Source organism: Halopelagius longus (assembly GCF_900100875.1).
GTDB lineage: Archaea > Halobacteriota > Halobacteria > Halobacteriales > Haloferacaceae > Halopelagius > Halopelagius longus.
This window is the reverse complement of the sequence record NZ_FNKQ01000007.1, coordinates 1-20,515: the sequence shown is the minus strand read 5'-3', so window position 1 is coordinate 20,515 and position 20,515 is coordinate 1. Positions and strand designations below refer to the sequence as shown.

Below are 20,515 nucleotides of genomic sequence, written 5' to 3'. Positions count from 1 at the left end.
CAGAAGTTAATCGACCGAGAGTTCGCCGGAGTTTGACAACCGCTATTCGTACAAAAAACGGTTCTACGATGCGCTCGCGTACCGTAATTAGCACTCCGGGAGTTCCGCATCTTGGAAATCGACAAATTCCTTGGATGGTGTGACGGACATTTTTAGTTCCACCATCGACAGTTCGGCGTAATTCAGTTCATCGTCCAGCTCCGGGAATAGTTCTCGAGGATTCCCTTCGATCGAAAGGACGATCTGATTATCCGTAAGCGAACTTTCAACGTGAGTTACCGACACGGGCGTATCTCTAGCTTCGGACAATCTGTTCGCGATATCGCCACGCACTTCAGCGGTCAGTTCTCCGAAATCTGACATAGTACAGATCGTCGTGAGAAATCAATAAATCTACCGCCAGATACCGATGCGATCCGTGAAACTGCTTGCTGGTGTCCACCGCCGTCCAGACGACCGAAGGAGTCCACTCGAAGTCCAGTAAGGCGGCGAAGTAACGCGAGTGAGATTTTATCCATCTGGCAGCAGTAGGTGATTGCAGGTGATTCCTGTGCCAGTCATTCACTTCGAGACGGCGGACACGACCGACCGAACTCAGATCGGGGAAGGTCTCGTCCGATTTGCCGTACAGGCGGGGCGATTAGAAACCGGAGGCGAGGAAGGGAAGTACTTTCTGAAGCACGCAGATGGATGCGCCGAAGACGGAGAGCAGATCACCCCCGGCGATGAGTTCTTTTTTCATACCGAGACGGGCGACATTCTCTGTGCAGAACACGGGGAAGAACTGAGAGAAGGGAAGTGATGCACCGAAACTACGGCTTTTTAGGGGGCAGTGTTCTAAGGCACGAGCAGTAACTGATCTGTCTTCTACAGTTGACGCTACTCGCATCTAAGATGACGGACTCCGGTCCAAAACCGCACCGATCTCGTGTTCTTCGGGGATATCGTGTCCCCCGGCGTACCCGTTCAATTTCGCCGCTGCGGGCGACTCTTGGAGTTCCTCGTCATCGTAGCCCGCCTCCTCGAATGGGTTTAACAGCGACTGTTTTGCTTTGAGGTTGTATTTCTGATGATAGCTCTCGGCGGGGTAGAACCGGGTGAGGGATTCGATCCGAGTCTCGATTGAATCGACGTCCAGCCCGTTCGCTTCGAGGTACGTTTCGAGTGCCTCACGCTGCTCCGGCGAGTCAGTAAATACGATATTCTGGTACTGTCGCTTTCGGGGTTGATGGTTCGGGTCGTGACTATCGAAGACGATGGCGAGGAGATCAGCGTACGAAACGTCGTCGGTATCGTAATCGACTCGGAACGCTTCTGTCTGATCTCCGAGTTCGCGGTAGGTCGGATTCAGTTTCGTGCCGCCAGCGTAGCCGACTCGCGTTCGGACGATGCCGTCCATCGCGCCGAACTGCGCCTCTGGCCCCCAGAAACAGCCGAGTGCGAACGTTGCGGTTTCGGTCTCGTCTCGATCTAGTGCGTTCTGATCGTACTCGCGTATCGTGGTTGCAGTGGGGTTCATGGGTGGAAATCGTTCGTGACCGCGCGGCAGTGCTTTCTCATTCAGCGTCCGTCTCGAAGTCGAGCGCGACACCGTTGATGCAGTACCGCTTCTCGGTCGGTTCGGGACCGTCGTCGAACACGTGTCCGAGATGGCTCTCACACCTGCTACACGCGACTTCGGTTCGCGTCATACCGTGACTGTGGTCCTCGCGGAACTCGATGCTTCCCTCCTCTGCGTCGAAGAAGCTCGGCCAGGCGTGGTCGGCGCCGTACTTCGTCTCGGCGTCGAACAGTACCTGACCGCATCCGGCACATCGATACACCCCGTCCTCGTCGACATCTAACAGGTCCGACGAGAAGCGCGGCTCGGTGCCGCTCTCGCGGAGGATCCGATACTCCTCGGCCGATAGTTTCTCTCTCCACTCTTCGTCTGTCTGCAGTCGCTCTTGGTCGGTCATAGGAGGATAGAACTGTACGAGCCGAAGCCGCTTCAATCTTTCACGGGCGCTGTTCAGCGTACACGATTGGGGTGCCTGATGCGGTCTACTTCTCGAAGTGCCACTAACGCGTTTGGTGGTCACAGCCGTTGCTCGATTCGTGTCCCTGCTCGCAGTAATCGGTCTCGTTCCGTGGACGTGAACTCGTACGGTTCCGGTTTGGCGATTCCGATGACTCCTTCAAGCGCGTCGTCTGATCCGATGATCGGTGCGGCGATAGCACCCTCCATCATCGTCTCGCGCGCACCGGGTTCGGCAACGCCGGTGTCGTCCGTCTGCAAGTTGCACACCTGTATTGGTTCCCGTCGCTCCGCCGCCAACCCCGCCATCCCTTTCCCCATCGGAACCGTCTCGATCTTGGCGAGAACGGGTTCCGGGATGCCCTCGTGTGCGACGAGAGTCAGCTCGTTCCCCTCCGCCCGGTGGAGGGTACCCGAGGTGCATCCAAACTCCTCGATGATGTCGTGCAAAAGCGCCGCCAGGTCTTCGTCGTTCCCCGATATCATGGCAGGTGGTTCTCCGATGTCGTGGATAGTAGGTAGTGCATGGGTACGGTCTCACCGGTTGGTAGCGCCGGTCGGGGTAACTTTCCACACCATGCCGGTCTCTCGATCCCATTCGACCGGAAGGTGACCCTGCGCGATCCGGTTGCGGTTGATCCGTTGCACGCCGAAGTCCACGATGTACATCGCACCGTCGGGACCGAACTTCACGTCGTACGGCCGTTCGAGTCCCTCCCCGGCGCGCCCCTGCACCGACGCCGGGCCCGGCTTTGCGTTCTGGATGAACGGCCGCACTCGTTTACCGTCGCCTTTCGTGTCGATGACGGCAATTCTGCACCCTGCTGGTTTGTCTCGGAGCGGGTTCGTGGTCCACGAGAGGTCGCCGTACTCGGGGACGAACAGGTGGTCGGCGTACTCACCCCAGGACCTGGGTGCGACGTCCGGCTTCGACGGCGACGAGTTCACCTCGTGGAGGCCGGCGACGAGCGATTTGTCCGGCTGCTTTAGACCGCTCGCCTCGTGGTCGATCAGGAAAGACAGCTTCGGAGACTGCCGTTCGCCGTCGATGTAGGGTGGCGCGACCGCCGAGGAGGTGGGTTTGTACTTCGGACTCGTGACGGGGTCCATGTTGGCCGTGAAATCGGGCCAACCGTACCACGAACCCTCTCGTACTCGATACGTGGCGTCGTAGTTGTCGACAATGGGCCGCCCGGGAGCGTTGTCGTAGCCGTTTTCGGCGACGAACATCTCGCCTCGTCGGTTCCACGCGATGCCGACAGCGTTGCGTAGCCCCCACACGTGGGGTTCGACCGTGTCCTCCGCGTTCTCGGGGTCGAAAGCGAGGATGGAGCCGCCGCACTTATCGCGTCCTTCGATCACCTGACCGGGTTCCGTTTCGGTTCCGAACGGGACGAACGCTCCCGTTCGCACGGTTCCCGACTCCCCCTCGCGGAAGTCGGGGAGTTCGATGTTGACGCCCCGGAGAACGATATCCTCGGCGACGGTCGGGTGTCCGTCCGGGGCCTTCTGCACGAACGGAATCATGACCTGATCCATGAAGCCGGAGTTGCCTGCGATGCCGGAGCAGGCGTACATCCTCCCGTCTCTTCCCACCCGGATGTCGTTGAGCTGATGGTCCGACTTGGCGTCGACGATGCCCCCGAGTATCTGTGTGCGCTCCCCGTCCGGCGTCACCTTCGACACCGCTCCGGACAGGTCATCCTCTCGGTGGGTGATGTAGAAGGCACCGTCGTGCCAGGTCATCCCCGAGATGGCGGGATATATCTCGTCGTCCAGATTGACGACTTCTGTCGCCTCTCCGCCTTCTAAGCGCAGAATTCGCGCCGAGGCGTCCTCCTCGTCGAGAAACGCCCCGCCCGCTTCGGCCACGTACGCGTTGCCCTCGTCGTCCCAGACGATAGACGTGGGATACGTGAGTCCGTCCGCCACTTTTTCGATCTCGTAGCCGTCTGGAAGCCGAATCATCGGAAATCGCGAAGACGATTGGAAACGCCAACTCGCCCATCGGTGGCGTACCGCCTCCCGTTGCTCCGACAGCATCGTCGTACTCACACTCGTACCTCCGGCCACCGCAGAGTAGACGACGTTTGTGAATATCTCCCTCGCCTTCGTTTTAATTCCCATAAGGTGTCTGTGATTTGTTCACACATAGTTGCTTAAAGCTTAGGGCTCAGACGGTAACTATTCGGTCTACACGAGGAGGTATTACAGACATACGCCTGTAAGGGAAGTTACAGTCATTTCTACACTACCGGAGTGCTAAAGTTCGCCAAAGTGACACATCTTCGACTGTCTTGTCTCTCAGGTTCTTCTTATCGTCGTTATCTCAGTCAATATACGGTCGTTTCAGTCCGGATATCCGACTGCTTAGGGGGCATTCTCCTTAATTGGAGTAGTTAAGGTTTCTGCACAACTGCCCTAGTTTTATACCTTCGGGCAAAGATTCCCCGTGTTGAGGAGGTGACAAAACAGGCACCAGAGGGTCTACCGCTCGATAGAAACCGGGCTTGCCGTCAGAATGCGGATCATCCGAACGAATGCCGACTAGCGTCAGATACGAGAGATAGCAAAAATAACTGAACCATGACTGACGAACCCACGACACAGTCCGAGAAGGACGTAGAGACAGAGAAGAACGAACAGTCCGAAGACGGTACTGACGGACTCGGAGGGAACCCCTCACGACGGAGACTTCTACAGGCGACGGGTGCGATTGGCGCGTCCGCGGCGCTTCCGATATCCGTAGTTGCCGCGACAGAGAGTTCGAGCGGTGACGACGATGCAGCGGCCGGTTTCTTCGAGAAGGGCGTCGATGTCAGCTTGGAGGAGGTTGCCGGCGGATTGACCGCTCCAACGTCCTTCGCCGTCGCCGAGGAGGACCGCGACCGGTGGTTCGTCACCGATCAGACGGGGCAGGCGTACTACTGCGAGGACGGTGAACTTCACGAGTTCATCAGCGTGAAAGATCGGATAGTCGAACTGGGGAACATGTACGGCCAATTCCCTCCGGAGAAACCCGGACTCCAGTACGACGAGCGAGGACTCCTCGGCATCGAATTCCATCCCGACTTCCAGGAGAACAGGAAGTTCTATCTGCACTACAGCGGCATGCCGGACGAGGAACTCCCCGATAGGTGGGACCACTACACCGTCCTTGCCGAGTACGAGGCGAACGAGGACACGGATAGTGCCGACCCGGAGAGCGAACGGCTGCTGCTCCACACGCCGCATCCGCAGATGAACCACAACGCCGGGCCGATGGCGTTCGGTCCCGACGACTATCTCTACTTCCCGATCGGCGACGGCGGCGGCAAAAACGACACCTTCTACGGCCACGTCGACGACTGGTTCGGCCTCAACGGCGGCGGAAACGGCCAAGACGTAAGCGAGAATATCTACGGGAGTATCCTCCGTCTCGACGTGGACGATACGGAGGGTGACAAGCCCTACGGTATCCCGGACGACAACCCGCTCGTGGGCACCGACGGACTCGACGAAATCTACGCGTGGGGCTTTCGCAACCCATTCGGTATCTCGTTCGACTCGCACGGGAACCTGTTCCAAGCGGACGCCGGCGAGGCGTTGTTCGAGGAGGTGAACATCGTCCTGAAGGGTGGCAATTACGGCTGGAACATCAAAGAGGGGACCCACTGCTTCGACGCGGAGAATCACGACAAACCGCCGAAGAAGTGTCCGGATTACGCACCCTCGAAAACCGGCGACGGCGTCGAACCCCTGATCGATCCCATCGTGGAGTTCCCGCACGAGTACAAAGGCGAAAAAGTCGGCGAAGTCGTCATCGGGGGACACCGCTACGAAGGCGACGCTATCCCCGAACTCCAAGACAAGTACGTCTATGGAGCGTTCTTCAAGAACCCGAAGCAGTCGAAGGGGCGGTTGCTCACGGCTTCCCCACCCGACGGCCAACAGGGAGAGGTTACGCTGGAGGACTTAGAACCTGACTTCCCGGACGACCCGGACGTCCCGTCCGAGTTCATCAATCCGTCGGAGGATGAGATCAGTAAGGACGAGATGCCAAGCGACGCACTAATCGACAAAGAGAACAAGAAGAACGAGGTCCCACGCGACGAACTGTGGGATATGGCACAGATGAACGTAGTCGAGAACGAGGACGGAATGCCCGACTACTACGTTCGTCAGTTCGGTCGTGACCACGACGGCGAACTGTACGTGCTAGTCAACGATAAACTGCTTCCGAAGGGCGAAACGGGGAAGGTCCTCAAAATCGTGCCGCCCGACCAGGAGGAGACGAGTCAGGAAACGACGATGACCGACGACGAGGGTCACAGCAGCGAGACGGAGTCGGGAACCGAGACAACCGCTGACAACTAACCGACGGAGATCGGGAGGGTAGTAAATACGAAGGATCGTATGCCGAATCGACGATCGATCGGCGTACGATATTTCGAGTTACCGGACGATGTCGGAAGGACGTTAAAACGCCGCCGCTTCTCCCCGACGACCGAGTATGTTCACTAATCCTTCTGGGGCAGTAGCCGCGATTGGATAGGAGGCAGGGATAGCTCTCTGCGCTCTACTCGACGGTTAGCGGCGTCGACGAACCGGCTAGTCCCGACCGAGGAGTTCCTCCATCGGTGTGTATAGTTGAACTCCTGTCTGCTCTGTGCGACTCAGTCGCACATCCTCGTTGCATTTATTGAATAGCCCTGTGTTGAATTGTCATGATAGTTATGGATGATAGATAGGTCGGAGGGTATCCGGTCAATACGTGCCGTAGAAAAGATTACGGCTGATTAAGAGAAATCCAAAACATGAAAGATAATACGACAGATGAAAGTTCCGACCACCGACTACCGCTAGAGAATCCGTCGCGCCGCACGTTTCTCAAATCGACCGTAGTGGCCGGTGGTCTCGCCAGTCTCGGAGACGTTGCCGCCGCAGAGAACCACCAGTTTGAACTCCACGGCCAAGTCGAGGGGTGGATCGGTGCAGCCCCCCCGTCGATAGAGGGGGTGACCAATCCGACGCTGGAGGTGAAAGCCGGAGAGACGTACACCATCACGTGGGTGAACGTCGACGGTAAGACGCACAACCTCGTCATCGTGGACGACGAAGGATACCAGGTTCTCCGCACCAAACTGGAACCGGAGCAGGGTGCCGTTCAGACCGTCCAGTTCGAGGCGACGGAGAACATGGGAGAGTACTACTGCGAGATTCACCCCCGGTCGATGCGCGGCCAGTTCGATAACGTCGGGGGGAACGGCGAGACGGAGGCAGATGCTGGTGAGGACGAGCGCAAAATTCCGACCGGCGCGACGATCGAACTCGAACAGGTCGCCGGCGGACTCACTCACCCGTTGGGGCTCGAATACGCTCCCGAAGAGGACGACCGACTGTTCGTTCTCGATCAGACGGGTCAGATTTACGTGCTCGACGAGGACGGCCTGCGCGACGAACCGTTCCTCACGGTGGACGACAAACTCTTCGCCGAGGACCTCGGTGCGCCGGAGTTAGGCGGTTACGACGAACGCGGGCTTCTCGGGTTGGCGTTCCACCCCGATTTCGAACAGAACCGGCGGTTCTTCGTTCGGTACAGCGCGCCGGTCCTCGAGGGGACCCCTCACGAGTACGACCACACGGAGGTGCTTTCGGAGTTCCGCGCGACGGAGGACCTCTCTCGAGGGGATCCCGACTCGGAGCGCATCATCATGACGTTCCCGTCGCCGCAACTCAACCACAACGCCGGCCAAATCGGCTTCGGGCCGGACGACGGTTACCTCTACGTTCCGATGGGCGACGGCGGCGGCGCGGGGGACACCGGCCTCGGACACGTCTCCGATTGGTACGACGAGAACGAAGGCGGAAACGGTCAGGACGTCGTCCAGAACTTGCTCGGCGGCATTCACCGCATCGACGTGGACAACGAGGACGGTGACAGAGCGTACGCAATCCCCGACGACAACCCCCTAATCGACCAAGAGGGTCGTGACGAATACTACGCGTGGGGGCTGCGCAACCCGTGGCGGATGACGTTCAACGACGGTGACCTGTTCGTCGGCGACCTCGGACAGAATCTCTTCGAGGAGGTTGACATCGTCGAGAAGGGTGGGAACTACGGCTGGAACGTCAAAGAGGGAACTCACTGCTTTAGTACGGGGCACCCGGTCGAACCGGCCGACGAGTGTCCGAGTTCGACGCCCGAGGACGTCCGCGGAGGCGAACCGCTGCTCAACCCGATCATCGAGTACCGTCACCGCAAGACGACGACGGCGGTTATCGACGGCAACTCGGTCATCGGCGGCTACGTCTACGGAACGCTCCCCGGTGGGACCACGGAGGTCGGTGACTCGACGGCACCGCTCGATGGAAAGTACGTCTTCGGAAATTGGAGCAACCGCGGGTTCTCCGAGCCGGCTGGCGACGTGTTCGCCGCGACGGAGCCCGAGAACGACGATGAGATGTGGTCGATCGAGGAACTCCAAATCGCGGGCCGTGAAAACGGCGAACTCGGCGAATTCGTCATGTCGTTCGGACGCGATCACGAGGGTAATCTGTACGTCCTTACCACGGAGAAGGCGGCCGTGACGGGGAACACGGGCAAAGTGTACAAGATAGTCGGTGTGACAGAGGAAGAGACGGAAGATACCGGGACGGAGACAGAGACGCAAACCGAAACGGAAACCGCGATGTCCGAAGCGGAGAACGAGTCCACGACCACAACCGAGACGGACGGTTACAGCATATGAAACGAGACGATAACTCAAGGACCGAACGTACAGTCGACGGAGCATCGCGGCGTAGTTTCCTCAAGATCGCCGCAGCAGCGGGCGGTGTCGCGGGAATGAGCGGTCTCACGAGCGCGGAGTCCGAGACCCCGGATGTCGCGTACGAGTGGCAGGATGCAACGCTGGATTCGTACTGGTACTCGTTGTACAACATGAACACGACGATCGCGGTGAGCGGTGTGGGCGTGTTGTTCCCGCACAACGAACAACAGAAGAAGATGTTCAAAAAACGGCTTCGGGCCATACTGAAGCACTCGGAGGTCGATAAACCGCCGATCAAGAATCCGAATTTGAACATGGCACCGTTCACCGAGGGTGACCCGCACTTCACTCAGAAGCCGGTGGCGCCGTTCACCGTTGACTCCAGGAAACACCAACACGGAGACGGTCACGGCGAGGCGCCTACCGTACAGCGCATTCACGCGAACACCATGGCGTGGAACCGCGAGGAGATGTCGCACGTCGTCAGCCCGTCGTCGGTCGCTTGGACCCACCTGAAGGGCGTCACGTGGGCGAAGAACTTCCAGAACCACTTCGGACTCCTCCCGGAGAACATGGCGGCGAAGTTCCGCGCGCAGATGCTCACTACGATTGCGCAGATCTCCATCAAGGCCACGCTGGTCGACGGTGGGCCGGACGGTAACGGCGCGCTCACGAAGAACGACGACAATCTACTGCTCGTGTCGGGGTACAACCCGAAGAAGAAGGAGGTCGTCGACTCCGAACCGCGACCGATGCAGCACGCGGCGATGCTCTGGTTCCTCTCCGACATGGTAAGTCTCGCCGAAGGCGGTTGGTACGGGTACGTCAATCCGAAGCCGCTCATCCCCTCGGAGAAGCTTCAACAACTCCTTGACGGAATGGCGAAGACCACGATGAACGCATTCCCGCCGGAGAAAGTCGTTGAGATGGGCAGCACGCGGGATGTCGGCGTGATGCTCGGTGGAATGGGATGGTACGGCACCCACGCCGGAAGCGAAACCTTGCGCGAACGGGCCGCCGAGTACGCGAACGCGCTCGCCAGCCTAATCAAGGACAACCTCTCGGACGACGGCGTGGTCCAGAACGGTACGGAGAACCAGGCTGCCACGCAGGGCGCCGTCGGACAGGGTCTGTTGTGGGCTTCACAGGTCGAGGGTGTCAGTCACCAGAACACCGCGAGGGCCGTCCTGAACTGCATGATGGAACAGTTCTGGGACGAGGACGCCGGAACGTTCGCCACGGGAACCGACGACGAAACCTACACCATCACGGCACGGGACGCGGGTGACGTTACAGGCGGCCTGAACGCGGCGGACGCCGTGCTCGATATAGAGGGTGCTCAGGACCTCTTCGCCACCTATTTCAACCAGACGTTTAACCGCGGGAGACTCCAGCGCGCCCAACGTCCGGCGTCTCTTGACCCGGAGGAGAGGTACGTGCTTCCACTCCCCCAGAACGCGGGTGGGAAGTACGGTCAAGCCGCGGTCTACAACACAGAGGTCACGTACCTCGCCGACGCCGACGAGTGGGAGGTGACTGACGATCGGTTCACGACCGCTCAGGCGCTGTACCTCGCCAACCAAGACGTCTGGATCGGGCAGTGGGGCGGAAGTTTCTACGACGGGCGGGGCGTCCCCGGGGAGACTGACCAACCAGTGAGGACCGCGGGGGACTCGGAGACGAACACCTCGACGGGAACGGGGAACGAATCGAATCCGAACTCGACTGCCCCAACTCACACAGAGACGTCGCAGTAGTCGGCCTCGGTCTGACCTCTCTTCTTCCTGTTGCCGTCGGCAGTTTCGTCAGTTCGGTAGTACAGACGCTATCCGTCGTCGTGAGGTGATGGTGGTAGAGATGTACCGACACGGTACCGCGCCGATGTAGTAATCTGCGCACATACCGAGCGAACGATACGCTTCCGAACGTTCCCGTTACAGACATATATCTGTAACGAGAATCGTGGCCGTGATAACATATTCTCAAAATCCGACACAGTACTCTAACGGACGATAGAGACGGTGAACGGGGAGAATCGCCGAGGATTGCACGGTTCGTCCCCTCGAATTTCTAAAATCGACAAGCAGGCTACACTCCGAAGAGGACGTCGCGGAGAGTACCGTTACCGGTCCCGACCCGCAACCGTACGTTGACCGTATCGAGTCGTATCGGGATGCCGGATTCGACCACGTCTACCTCCAACTCCTCGGTCCGGATCAGAACGAGTTCATCGACTTCGCCGAACGGGAGGTGCTTCCCCACTTCTCGTGAGTTGATCCCGCAGAGGATACCTTGAAGCGAGAGTCAAATAGCTCTATTACTGCTTGGACGACTGACTTCTTGTGATCGGAACGGTGAACAACGACGTTGGCGTCGTTCCTCGTAAGATCGTTGCGACTCTCACGACGTAGGGCAGAAGTACGGCTGAAGGGATGAATGGAACCGCCGTTAGCGCAAACGAGGATGAGTCCTAACTGGGATGGGGTGACGACGGCAAGTGGTGATGTATTAAATACGACTACGATAGCCAGCAGAGCGAGGGTTGCGATTCCTTTGAGTGGGACGGTGTGTTCTCGGGGATAGCCTCCCCGTTTATGAAGACTCGATCGAATCTCGGCCGACGAGGGTCGAGATATCTGCTCGACCCTACTGTGGCTCGATAGTGACGTTAATCACATCGGAAACCTCGGGATACTCGAACTCATCGTCAACCTCTTCGATAGGTTGAACTGGCCTATCCTCGTCCGGTCCGACGTTAATCGCCGTCAGTGGCTGATTCGGTTTGGTATCCTCCCCTATGCCAGGAGGCTGATTCTCCTCGGTCCCTGCGTCCCAGAGTGTGAGCTGGTCGGTGGCGTCGCAGCTGACCGGCGATCCGTTGCTGAATAGACTGATACCCTCTTCGCCGGGGGAGAAGAAGGCGTCGTTGGACGGGACGAACATCGTCGCGAACGAGAGGGCCTCGCCTTCGGTCGCGGTGAGATAGAACGTGGCCGACTCGCCCGGGTTCAGCGGCGGTAGTCCGCCCTCGAGCGACAGGAAGTAGCCCCTTTCGGAGACGGTTTCGTCACCGACGAGCTCCTGCAACAGCGAAATATCCATCTCGTTGACTAGGCGGAGCGGGAACCCGTCCTCGGCGAGGCGTGCGAGACCCTCCGAGGCTGGTTCGCCAGGCGTGAAGATGGGGTTCCCCTCCGAGTGCACCGCGTACGCACCCGGCGATAGCGGCACCGGTTGGGCTCCCTCCGACGTGTTCAGCGTGTTAGAATCGGAGACGTTCTCGATGGTCACCGCAAAGAGCTGCTGATCGTCTCCCACACCGACGATGAACTGACTCGCCTGCGCGACGACCGAGTCCATCGTTTGCGGATTGTTGAACGCCTGTGGAACCGGGTTCTCGCCGTTGAGATCGCGGAGATACGCCGCATGGTTGGCCTCCACGCTGTGGATCGATAGCGCCGTGGGGACGAGCAGTTTCGTATCGATGAGCGGTGCTGCGCCGGCGTAGGCGTCGACGCCGAGCGGCTCGAACACGGCCGCCAGCGCGATGAACTCGTCGAAGGTGTCGTAGGGGAACTCGAACTCGAGGCCCGAAACCGGCGTACCGCCGAGCGCCTCGATGACGGCGGTGAGGACGTTGACGTGCGCCTCTTCGTGGTCGCGGATGTTTTCGAGGCGGGCGCGAATCGATTCGGCGGAATCGCCAGTTCGCTCCGCCGCCTCGGATTGATTGATGGCCTCCTGGTCGAACGTCTCTAGTCCCTCTCTGTAAAAGGTGTATTCGAGCTTTTCGAGCGTCAGAGCGAACTGGAGGACGTCGAGGTCGGTGATCTCGCCCGGGGTCACCTGACCGCCGTTGCCATGTCCATCGTCTCCGCCGCCCGTGGCAGCCGCAGTCTCGGTCCCAGAGGCTGACAGGGTGAGCACTCCGCTTCCGACAATTGCCGAATTAGCCATAAACGACCGCCGGGATAACTTAGTACCGATACGTTTGAAGAACTCGCCTGGGCCTTCTCCAGGGGGAGTCTGATCTTGCTGAGTCATTTGTACAACAATCCAACCGTCAGCGCCGATCGATTTAGTGCGAGTGAATCGTTGTTGGGCTAACGCCGCATTTCCGCCTCCGTTAGGACGGTCGTAAATTCCTCAAGAGCATGTCACGGTTAAACCGTTTTCAGTATGCTACCCAGCAACGGCCTACTCATACACCAATGGATAACGGAGCGTTAACACCAATAAGATGCTTTCTGGTAGAGTATAATAATAATCTCTACGTTCGAGAACTGAATGTGAACTCCGGGAATATCGATCCGCAAGTTACTGCCTATTCCTGTCGTCAGTGCGAATTTGTCGCCCTCGGCAACGCAGCACAGAAGTGCTGCGGCGAGGAGATGGAACCCGTAGAGGTGGGCGCAGTTAACGAACCTACACTAATGGATCTCTTGTCACAAGTATTCGGTATTTCTCAAACAGGAGTGGATATCTGTGTCTATCTCGTGGAGGAGGAAGAGGCAACGACCGACGAGATCGCTACTGCTCTAGAGTATAATCGGAGTACCGTAAGTCGGCAACTCACCCAGATGAGGGAACTCGGGGTTATTGAATGTCGGAAAAAATCGCTCAATGAAGGCGGGCAAGTTTACCTGTACTCTCCAGTCTCCCCAAACGAAATGCGACGGCGCCACCGTGAGTGTCTCCTCACTTGGGTAACCGACGCGTTTAGGTTACTCGACGAAATTGACAAACAGAAGCTCAAAGCCGTTTCTGAGCGTTCTGACGGCTGAGGATGAAGGCGTTTGACTGCTCCAGAGGACAGCCAAACCGATACTACCACGTAGGAGATGCCTGGAACGCACAAATCGTGAAACTGCAGGGTCGGACGAAGTCCGGCCCGGAGTCCCAAGGTGGGATTCCCGGTTTCTAGGCGTAAGAGGAGGCCACCGTCTCGTTCCGCGGTCCGACGCCCAAGGGTACTTGTGATTCGCCGTACACACCTTTCGACGTGACTCTGGGTGACATCCTCGCGCCAGTCGCGTTCTCGCGAGAGTTCTTTGTTTCTTTCGGTACTCCCGGACTGTTCGCCGTTGCGTTTCTCGAATTCTGTCTCTTGCCCGTCCCACCTGACCTCGTTCTCATTCCGTTGGCGGTCGCTCAGCCGGAACTCGCGTTCGTCTATGCGGCCATCGCCACGGCCAGCTCCGTCACGGCTGGTCTCGTCGGCTACGGAATCGGTCGTAAGGGCGGCCGTCCGCTCCTCGAATCCCGGTTCGACGACGAACGGGCCATCCGCGCAGAGAGATACTTCGAACGGTACGGGCTGGTGACTCTCTCGGTCAGAGCGTTCGCACCGATCCCCGAGGGATACGAACTGTTGTCGGTCGCGTCGGGAGTACTCGGGCTCGACCTTCGGTCGTACGTTCTCACATCACTTCTCGGTCGAGGGGGGAAGTACTTTCTCGAAGCCGCTCTCGTCCTCGCCATCGGCGAGGCCGCACGAACGCTCACCGAAGTGGAACTATACTCGATTATTGGAGTCGTCTCCCTCGTCGTCGTCACCGCGTATCTGCTCCGACGCCGGTTAGTCCCCGACCGATGGCAGCGGAGTGTTGAGTGAGACTCACAGAGGGAGGCGTCGAATCGGAAATTAGTCGTACGTGTGGAAGTCGACCGCCTGTTCGAGCAGTTCGTCCGGTATTCCCGGAACTTCCTTCGAGCGGACCGGGCCCTGTTCTTCGAGCAGGCTCATATCTCGTGGGAAGTCGCGCAACTGGAAGTGAACGTCGATGTCGGCCTTGGCACCCTCTCCCATCCCGACGGGAAGTTGGTTGTGGCCCGGCGTGCAGTCGCCGACGGCGTAGACGTTCTCGACCGATGTCTGTCCGTGGTCACCGACTTTTATGGACCCATCGTCGTTGGTTTCACAGCCGAGTTCGCGGGCGAGTCCGTTGTTGTACTCCGCGCCGTACATAGCAAATCCTCCTTTGTACTCTCGGACGGTTCCGTCGCCGAACTCAAGCGCTTTCAGCCAACCGTCCTCGCCGTTCTGCACGCCGGTGACGTCCTCGTGGATGACGTCGATGGGGTGGTTGTCGAGCATCTCCGCCGTCTCGTCGCTCCATTCGGGGTCGTCACCGCGGGTCAGTAAGTCGACTTCGTCGGTGAAGTTGAGCATGATTCCCGCGACGTGTGCGGCGCTCTCGGAGTGACCCATGACGTAGACCGACTCGTCGACGAACATGTACGCGTCGCAGTGGAGACAGTAGTGGAGACCGCGACCGGTCCGCGGAAGCGGCGGCTCAGGGCGGACGTCGTTGAATCCGGTGGCGAGGATCACTCTCTCCGCCTCGTAGTCGCCGCTGTTACCTGACAGTCGGATGGGTCCGTCCTCGTCACGGGAACACGATGTGACCATGTCTCGGTGGATGTCGCAGCCGTACTCTTCAAGTTGTTCCTATCCGATACCGAGAAACTCTGCGCCGCTGGTTTCTTCGCGAACGCCCAGCAGGTTGTGGACCTCCTGCATCATCGCCGCTCGACCGCCGCCCCGACTGACGACCGCGGTTTGGTGACCTAGCCGCGTACTGTACAGCGCCGCTGTCATCCCCGCAGGACCGCCACCGACGACGACGACATCGTACTGCTCCGAGGTGTCCTCCTCGCTCATGATTCACATACATGCATTTGCGCGGTAAATATCTAGGCACGACGGCGACGAAATTCGGGCTGCAATCGAAGACGACGAACTCCGTGGACGCCTTCGAGAGCTGTTTGCCGAAGTGCAACGTCACGGCGTCACCGGTGTCTCGACGTTCGCTTACGACGGGTACGCCGCGCGAGGTTCGGTCCCGCCATAGCAGTTAGAACGACTCGTCGAAGGAACGTGACTCCCTACGCAGACTGCTGACAGCCCAGTATTTACCCGCTACCGATCCAATAACACGACAACGTCACCATGAGTGATTCCGAATCCACAGACGAACCGTCGATCACGCTGTATCGACTTCAGGCCTGTCCGTTCTGTGAGCGCGTCGTTCGCGTTCTCAACGAGTACGGCCTCGACTACCGCTCGCGCTTCGTCGAGGCGATGCACTCCGAACGCGACGTCGTCAAACGCATTAGCGGAAAGCGAACGGTCCCGGCGATCGTCGACGAAAACACGGGTGTGACGATGTCCGAATCGGCGAACATTGTCGAGTACCTCGAGAGAACTTACGGGACGGGGGCGTAACCGATGGATCTCGACTTCGAAGTCGTCGAACTCGGCGAGTCGGATCACCCCACGGAAGGGACCCGAGCACCGGACTTCGTCCGCCCACTAGTCAACGACGAGTACTGGGAGGACGTCGCCCTGTCGGACCTCACTACCGACGGCCCGGTCCTCCTCGTGTTCTACACGATGGACGGAGACTTCCCGGCGACGTACATCTGGAACGAACTTCGCGACCGCGCCTGGGACGACGAGTACGACGTCACGATCGTCGGACTCTCGATCTCGTCCCCGTACGAGCACAAGACGTTCATCGACGAACGAGAGATGGGGTACCGGCTGTTCAGCGACCCGCAGAACGGCGTCGCCGAGGAGTACGGTATCGTCAACGACCTCGATGGGATGGCCGGCGTCAGCGAGCCGCGTCCTGCAGTCTTCCTCGTAGACGAGGAACAGACGATTCGATACGCATGGGTCGCGTCGCAGTGGCCGGACTTCCCCGACTACGACGAGGTCGAGGACGAACTCGACGGTCGCTGAAGAGATGGACTGGCCGGAAGAACGTTCAAAGAACGGTTTTCTCGGGTTAAAGCTCGATTTCCCGAAGCGAATCCGACTGGCCGCAGTACGGACACTGGAAGTTATCGACCGTGACGTCGTCGGGCATATCGTACGTGTAGTGGAGTTCCGCCATGTCGAGTTCACAGTCGTCGTTCTCGCACGCGATTTCGAGCGTCGCAGGCATACGTAGCCATAGTAGTGGAAATAAAATAAACCGGAGGGTCGCGGCAGTAGACACGGATAGGAACGAATCCACGTCAGCGAAGCGGGACAAGCCCCGACAGGACAGTCCGCCCGAGTTCAGTCAATCGCGGCTCGGTTCGAAGACTAGCTCTGTCTCTTCACCGATCACCTCACCGCCCTCTGTCGACTGGACGCGGAGAGTAACGTCACGTGTACTCCCGCAACCTCTGCTGACGAACTCCTCCCACTCGTCCCCGACGCTCACCGATCCCGACCGCGTTCGACGGAGGTACGAACGGTACGACGGGGAATCGAGTGCTTCTGCCGTTCGGTCGTCCGGGGGGTGAGAACGAGAGAGTCACCTGTGACGCACTCTCTGACGTGGATTGATGGCTCACGGGAGCTAGTTGGTCTCTGAGGCCAAGAAATTGTCTCGTGTCGTCCGAACTGCCACCAAACCGTTGCTCTATACGAGACTCGTCTGGAGAATTGTTCTCGCCGTCTGGCTGATCCGACCGAGTCGTTCCACGATGGTCTTCCCCTCGAACCCCTCGCTTACAGGGTCGGTGACGGCAGCGGTTTCTCCGTCGTCCGCCACCAATTGGCAGTAGGTTTCGGAGAGCGAATACTGCTTGCCCGGGACGAGGTGGTCGTGGTCCCCTAGTATGGTCTCCACCTCGAACAGATCGGCCGTCGGATCGATGCGGGCGATCCCGCCGTATTCGAGGTCGAACCGCTCGCAGCCAAGCTCAAGTACCGCTTGGAGTTTGTCGTCGAATGGCCTGTCGGAATCGGCCACGATCTCGTACAATCTCTGTTTGGCCTGCTCGTGTTCCTTGCGCTCGGTCTGCTCGCGCAGCTTCCCCATCATCCGATCAACCTTGTCGGCTGGCTGCTCGGGACCGAAGAACTCCTCGGGTGGGGTGTAGTAGACGTTGTGAGAGACCACGTTGTCGTGGATGAGGTGCGGGTGGGTCTCGATGACGTCTTCGAGCACCTCTGGTGGGAACCGCTCGCGATTATACTGACACATGACGGTGTAGTCCTCGTTCTGGAACAGAGAGTTGAGGGCCACTTCGTACTCAACCAGTTGATCGGGGCTCGTATCCTCATCCAGCGCTCACGTCATCTCGGAGGCTGCCCTGATTCCCGTGTAGCCGTCCTCGTCTGTTGCCTCCGTTAGGGAGTCCTCCCAGAACTCCAGTATCGCATCCTGATTGAACGTGCCGGTCCTGCGGTACGTGTCCGCCTCCGTGTAGACGGAGAGCGCACCCGAGTCAAGGGCACCGTCCACGTCAATGCCGCGGGCCCGCATCGCTTCCAGTACTTCTGCTTTCGAGTTGTCATCCCCGATGTACAGGCATCGCTTACCCTGCTCAAGCCCTTGGTGGATGAATGGGATGGCGGCCGCGAACTGCTCGTCTCGGTTCTTATATATGAGTGCAAAATGGTCGTTGGCGTGGTCGTGGCCATCGAGGGATTCGGCCGGGCCGCGAAACTCAGGACTCTGACGCAATGCCTCGAGGCCGCTTTCGAGATCCGGCGTCCCCGGTTGGTCACTGCGTTCGCCCTGTTGGCTCATTGGCAAACGGTAGTTGGGTAACACGGTTAAATGTAGTCTTCATCTGTACGTGGGTGATTCGCCCTCCTACTCCCACCGTTTGGAGTTAGCGCTCGGTAGATATGCATATCTACGTAACCGCTGGTTCAGTAGGGCCGGTATGAAATAAACGAGATCGTCGTGCTGAACTCATCCTCTGTATCGCGTACACAACTACTGTCAGCCGTTGAGGGTTTGGCGCCGCAGCCACGACTCGAACTGTCTGAGGACCGTCTCGGCGGTCTCGCGGTACTGCTTTAAGCCACCGCTGGAGCGAAGGTAGCGGTCGACAGTCTCGGTGAATTCGGTCGTCTCGTCGACGTTCACTGTTGGCCTCTTGTGACAGGATGGGCGTTTCGGGGGCTGTAACCCAGGGATTTCGTGGATGGCATCGAGTCCGATGAGGGTACAGCGTTACCCTACCACAACCCACTTTTCCTTATTCTTTTAAGGAAAAGTGGAACACTACAATACTTAAACAGTACACACAGACCTCCATCCTCCGAAATCAGCGCATATCCGTGCTATACTAATCAAATATATCACATACCGCTATACAGAATCCACATGTGGTCGCAAATCCACAGATACGGAGAATGAAGAACTCAGTCGGTTTGAGTCTGAAAGACGGTAGTGTCCGAGGGGAGATCAGTTATGTATCCGAGGTAGCCGAATAGATACCCCTATAAGACGATAAGGGAACTTAAGTCTCAAAGAACTCGACCCGCTCTGTGAAGATAAATCCGGCCACTCAAAGAAATAAGTATAACTGCCGTGCAGACAAAGCTAGACAAGCCACAAATGCCACGATGGCATGAGAACATCTCGGAGTCGAAAATCCGTGAGATGCTGTAGGCCGCTCGCGAACAAAACTTTATAGCCTACGATACTATCAATGCCGCAAACGCTCATTATAGTGATGAGTGTATCTTCCTAAGGCAGTCCCAATTCAGTCTATGAACTGTGGGATGGCACAGAGAGAAGATAACTCACGCAGATGAGCCACCGGGATCAGGCCTCCTCTAGCGACTCATATTTACAGCCAATTAAAAAATGGGGAGGCCTACAAGCCCCCATCCACTCTTACTGAGTGTCATGGAATAAGTCTGAGACGCCAAACTAATTCCTAGTAACGTGTTTCCAAGAGACTACAGGTCGATATCGATACCGCAGGCGGAACAGGATAGATGCAGTTCGGTGCACGAAACCGTTCTGTGAGTCGGTCGTTGCGGTCGTTAACATTACTGAGTGGTGTTCTACCTGTTACTGTGGGAGACTACGAGAATGGAATAGTAGAGGATGATGTCTCTGGACCCACGAATGGTCTAAAGGAGAAAGATGAGCGCAGGTCTATTTTCTACTCACTCTGGAATCTTTCCCCCTTGAGAAGAAAATCCTAATCTTACAGTATTAGTATTGTAACGGATATGGGTGAATTGAGATTTAATTTAAATTATTATATTATACAAATAGACTGTTCGTTGATGATGACGTTGCTCTATCCGCACTCACAGAGAACGCATAATCAACTAACCTCCTCTTATAGTATCTCAAAACTATCTCTACCAAGGTATCCTGCTATTGACTAAGACGAGAGTGTGTCGGTGGAAGTGGAGACTACAGTCTGTGCCTGTTCGGTTGCCGGTAAACAGGTCGTCTTTAGGAATGACGATATCGACGGCTCCTGCTCGATAGAACTTGTTCGACTCTGCGAGTTGATCACGAGTCGTCTAACGCCTTCGCGATATATTTCTAATTTCCTCAGGGACTTCTGGTAGGCTAAATAGGTGGATGTAACTAAGCGGTGTTAGCTCACGAGTGGATTCAAGCGGAAAATTTAGACCAGCCTCATTTGCTGAAAGATTCTCTTGGGTCTGAGGTGTGTCTGAAAGCCCAGACAACTTCCAGGAGTCGTTTGAGAGTAGCCTCTGAAGATCTCCCTTGTCGCAATCTAGTGGGTAGTCAACTGCGGATGCTTTGAGTGACTCGCGGGCTCGTAGCCGAGCTGTCATCTACCGATATCGCAAAATTCTGTGACCGTCGCTTGAATTGCCAGAGAAAAATAATAGAAGGGATAATTAAACCCTTCTTCGATTCAGTCGAGTTCTACTTCTCTTCCATGGTCGATGCTTCGACCGTTGCATCTGCCTCTTCCATGGTCGATGCTTCGACCGTTGCATCTGCCTCTTCCATGG

19 protein-coding genes and 3 pseudogenes are annotated in these 20,515 nt (G+C 57.7%); 10 read left to right on the top strand and 12 right to left on the bottom strand.

Annotated elements, in window-relative coordinates; all coding sequences use genetic code 11:
• Nucleotides 1-87 precede the first annotated feature (87 nt).
• Nucleotides 88-363 carry a hypothetical protein gene (locus BLS11_RS18475; RefSeq protein WP_092539283.1) on the bottom strand — a complete coding sequence of 92 codons (276 nt, stop codon included), beginning with the start codon at nucleotides 361-363 and terminating at the stop codon, nucleotides 88-90.
• Nucleotides 364-550: 187 nt separating this feature from the next.
• Between BLS11_RS18475 and BLS11_RS18470 the strand changes: the two genes are divergently transcribed.
• Nucleotides 551-802: a DUF8075 family protein gene (locus BLS11_RS18470; protein ID WP_092539355.1), complete on the top strand. Its 252-nt coding sequence runs from the start codon at nucleotides 551-553 to the stop codon at nucleotides 800-802.
• Nucleotides 803-889: 87 nt separating this feature from the next.
• Here BLS11_RS18470 and BLS11_RS18465 read toward each other — a convergent pair whose 3' ends face one another.
• The 4 genes from BLS11_RS18465 to BLS11_RS18450 form a co-directional block, all read right to left on the bottom strand.
• A complete protein-coding gene (locus BLS11_RS18465) occupies nucleotides 890-1,519 on the bottom strand; it encodes a peptide-methionine (S)-S-oxide reductase MsrA (RefSeq protein WP_092539282.1) in 630 nt (209 codons plus the stop codon).
• Between the two features lie 37 nt (nucleotides 1,520-1,556).
• Nucleotides 1,557-1,958, bottom strand: coding sequence for a peptide-methionine (R)-S-oxide reductase MsrB (gene msrB / locus BLS11_RS18460; protein ID WP_092539281.1), 402 nt, complete (start codon nucleotides 1,956-1,958; stop codon nucleotides 1,557-1,559).
• A gap of 119 nt (nucleotides 1,959-2,077) precedes the next feature.
• A complete protein-coding gene (locus tag BLS11_RS18455) occupies nucleotides 2,078-2,503 on the bottom strand; it encodes a GAF domain-containing protein (RefSeq protein ID WP_092539280.1) in 426 nt (141 codons plus the stop codon).
• A gap of 51 nt (nucleotides 2,504-2,554) precedes the next feature.
• Entirely contained in the window at nucleotides 2,555-3,985 is a 1,431-nt protein-coding gene (locus tag BLS11_RS18450) for a PQQ-dependent sugar dehydrogenase (RefSeq protein ID WP_092539279.1), read from the bottom strand.
• A gap of 618 nt (nucleotides 3,986-4,603) precedes the next feature.
• On the opposite strand from BLS11_RS18450, the gene BLS11_RS18445 reads away from it, so the two are divergent.
• The 3 genes from BLS11_RS18445 to BLS11_RS18435 all read left to right on the top strand — a co-directional run bounded on the left by BLS11_RS18445 (nucleotide 4,604) and on the right by BLS11_RS18435 (nucleotide 10,526).
• Nucleotides 4,604-6,373 (top strand): PQQ-dependent sugar dehydrogenase, encoded by a 1,770-nt coding sequence (locus tag BLS11_RS18445; RefSeq protein ID WP_092539278.1) that lies wholly within the window; start codon nucleotides 4,604-4,606, stop codon nucleotides 6,371-6,373.
• Between the two features lie 440 nt (nucleotides 6,374-6,813).
• Nucleotides 6,814-8,748, top strand: a complete 1,935-nt coding sequence (locus tag BLS11_RS18440) for a PQQ-dependent sugar dehydrogenase (RefSeq protein WP_217629051.1) — start codon at nucleotides 6,814-6,816, stop codon at nucleotides 8,746-8,748.
• Nucleotides 8,745-10,526 carry a plasmid stabilization protein gene (locus BLS11_RS18435; protein ID WP_139172830.1) on the top strand — a complete coding sequence of 594 codons (1,782 nt, stop codon included), beginning with the start codon at nucleotides 8,745-8,747 and terminating at the stop codon, nucleotides 10,524-10,526. Before BLS11_RS18440 ends, BLS11_RS18435 begins: the two co-directional genes overlap by 4 nt.
• A gap of 331 nt (nucleotides 10,527-10,857) precedes the next feature.
• Here the strand turns inward: BLS11_RS18435 and BLS11_RS19605 are convergent, their stop codons facing one another.
• Nucleotides 10,858-11,031, bottom strand: coding sequence for a hypothetical protein (locus BLS11_RS19605; RefSeq protein ID WP_175454510.1), 174 nt, complete (start codon nucleotides 11,029-11,031; stop codon nucleotides 10,858-10,860).
• 384 nt (nucleotides 11,032-11,415) lie between these two features.
• Nucleotides 11,416-12,726: a spondin domain-containing protein gene (locus BLS11_RS18430; RefSeq protein WP_175454509.1), complete on the bottom strand. Its 1,311-nt coding sequence runs from the start codon at nucleotides 12,724-12,726 to the stop codon at nucleotides 11,416-11,418.
• 254 nt (nucleotides 12,727-12,980) lie between these two features.
• Here BLS11_RS18430 and BLS11_RS18425 point away from each other — a divergent pair, with 254 nt between their 5' ends.
• Both BLS11_RS18425 and BLS11_RS18420 read left to right on the top strand, forming a co-directional pair.
• On the top strand, nucleotides 12,981-13,553 hold the full coding sequence (locus BLS11_RS18425; protein WP_175454508.1) for a helix-turn-helix domain-containing protein: 573 nt from the start codon (nucleotides 12,981-12,983) through the stop codon (nucleotides 13,551-13,553).
• A 218-nt stretch (nucleotides 13,554-13,771) separates the two neighbouring features.
• Entirely contained in the window at nucleotides 13,772-14,383 is a 612-nt protein-coding gene (locus BLS11_RS18420) for a YqaA family protein (protein WP_092539274.1), read from the top strand.
• Nucleotides 14,384-14,413: 30 nt separating this feature from the next.
• On the opposite strand, the pseudogene BLS11_RS18415 reads toward BLS11_RS18420, so the two are convergent.
• Nucleotides 14,414-15,433, bottom strand: a pseudogene (locus BLS11_RS18415) (NAD(P)/FAD-dependent oxidoreductase).
• Between the two features lie 40 nt (nucleotides 15,434-15,473).
• Here BLS11_RS18415 and BLS11_RS19790 point away from each other — a divergent pair.
• From BLS11_RS19790 to BLS11_RS18400, 3 genes and pseudogenes are all read left to right on the top strand, one after another.
• Nucleotides 15,474-15,623: pseudogene (locus tag BLS11_RS19790) on the top strand (DsbA family oxidoreductase); the annotation flags it as partial.
• 98 nt (nucleotides 15,624-15,721) lie between these two features.
• The gene (locus BLS11_RS18405) at nucleotides 15,722-15,997 is read left to right on the top strand and encodes a glutathione S-transferase N-terminal domain-containing protein (RefSeq protein ID WP_092539273.1); all 276 of its coding nucleotides are present in this window, start codon (nucleotides 15,722-15,724) and stop codon (nucleotides 15,995-15,997) included.
• A gap of 3 nt (nucleotides 15,998-16,000) precedes the next feature.
• A complete protein-coding gene (locus BLS11_RS18400; RefSeq protein WP_092539272.1) occupies nucleotides 16,001-16,516 on the top strand; it encodes a redoxin domain-containing protein in 516 nt (171 codons plus the stop codon).
• A gap of 46 nt (nucleotides 16,517-16,562) precedes the next feature.
• Here BLS11_RS18400 and BLS11_RS19600 read toward each other — a convergent pair whose 3' ends face one another.
• The 4 genes and pseudogenes from BLS11_RS19600 to BLS11_RS19590 form a co-directional block, all read right to left on the bottom strand.
• Nucleotides 16,563-16,721 carry a DUF7559 family protein gene (locus tag BLS11_RS19600; RefSeq protein WP_175454507.1) on the bottom strand — a complete coding sequence of 53 codons (159 nt, stop codon included), beginning with the start codon at nucleotides 16,719-16,721 and terminating at the stop codon, nucleotides 16,563-16,565.
• 120 nt (nucleotides 16,722-16,841) lie between these two features.
• Complete coding sequence (locus tag BLS11_RS19595; RefSeq protein WP_175454506.1) at nucleotides 16,842-16,985, bottom strand: DUF7968 family protein; 144 nt, start codon at nucleotides 16,983-16,985, stop codon at nucleotides 16,842-16,844.
• A 201-nt stretch (nucleotides 16,986-17,186) separates the two neighbouring features.
• Nucleotides 17,187-18,302: pseudogene (locus BLS11_RS19785) on the bottom strand (MEDS domain-containing protein).
• Between the two features lie 198 nt (nucleotides 18,303-18,500).
• Nucleotides 18,501-18,647, bottom strand: coding sequence for a hypothetical protein (locus tag BLS11_RS19590; RefSeq protein WP_175454505.1), 147 nt, complete (start codon nucleotides 18,645-18,647; stop codon nucleotides 18,501-18,503).
• Between the two features lie 1,654 nt (nucleotides 18,648-20,301).
• Between BLS11_RS19590 and BLS11_RS19645 the strand changes: the two genes are divergently transcribed.
• The coding region (locus BLS11_RS19645; RefSeq protein WP_217629048.1) for a hypothetical protein at nucleotides 20,302-20,515 on the top strand (214 nt) is incomplete at its 3' end.

What these genes read in the sequence shown, in the direction of transcription:
- BLS11_RS18475 (WP_092539283.1), bottom strand. Translation starts at nt 363, where the DNA reads ATGTCAGATTTCGGAGAACTGACCGCTGAAGTGCGTGGCGATATCGCG.
- BLS11_RS18465 (WP_092539282.1), bottom strand. Translation starts at nt 1,519, where the DNA reads ATGAACCCCACTGCAACCACGATACGCGAGTACGATCAGAACGCACTA.
- msrB (WP_092539281.1), bottom strand. Translation starts at nt 1,958, where the DNA reads ATGACCGACCAAGAGCGACTGCAGACAGACGAAGAGTGGAGAGAGAAA.
- BLS11_RS18455 (WP_092539280.1), bottom strand. Translation starts at nt 2,503, where the DNA reads ATGATATCGGGGAACGACGAAGACCTGGCGGCGCTTTTGCACGACATC.
- BLS11_RS18450 (WP_092539279.1), bottom strand. Translation starts at nt 3,985, where the DNA reads ATGATTCGGCTTCCAGACGGCTACGAGATCGAAAAAGTGGCGGACGGA.
- BLS11_RS18445 (WP_092539278.1), top strand. Translation starts at nt 4,604, where the DNA reads ATGACTGACGAACCCACGACACAGTCCGAGAAGGACGTAGAGACAGAG.
- BLS11_RS18440 (WP_217629051.1), top strand. Translation starts at nt 6,814, where the DNA reads ATGAAAGATAATACGACAGATGAAAGTTCCGACCACCGACTACCGCTA.
- BLS11_RS18435 (WP_139172830.1), top strand. Translation starts at nt 8,745, where the DNA reads ATGAAACGAGACGATAACTCAAGGACCGAACGTACAGTCGACGGAGCA.
- BLS11_RS18430 (WP_175454509.1), bottom strand. Translation starts at nt 12,726, where the DNA reads ATGGCTAATTCGGCAATTGTCGGAAGCGGAGTGCTCACCCTGTCAGCC.
- BLS11_RS18425 (WP_175454508.1), top strand. Translation starts at nt 12,981, where the DNA reads ATGGATAACGGAGCGTTAACACCAATAAGATGCTTTCTGGTAGAGTAT.
- BLS11_RS18405 (WP_092539273.1), top strand. Translation starts at nt 15,722, where the DNA reads ATGAGTGATTCCGAATCCACAGACGAACCGTCGATCACGCTGTATCGA.
- BLS11_RS18400 (WP_092539272.1), top strand. Translation starts at nt 16,001, where the DNA reads ATGGATCTCGACTTCGAAGTCGTCGAACTCGGCGAGTCGGATCACCCC.
- BLS11_RS19600 (WP_175454507.1), bottom strand. Translation starts at nt 16,721, where the DNA reads ATGCCTGCGACGCTCGAAATCGCGTGCGAGAACGACGACTGTGAACTC.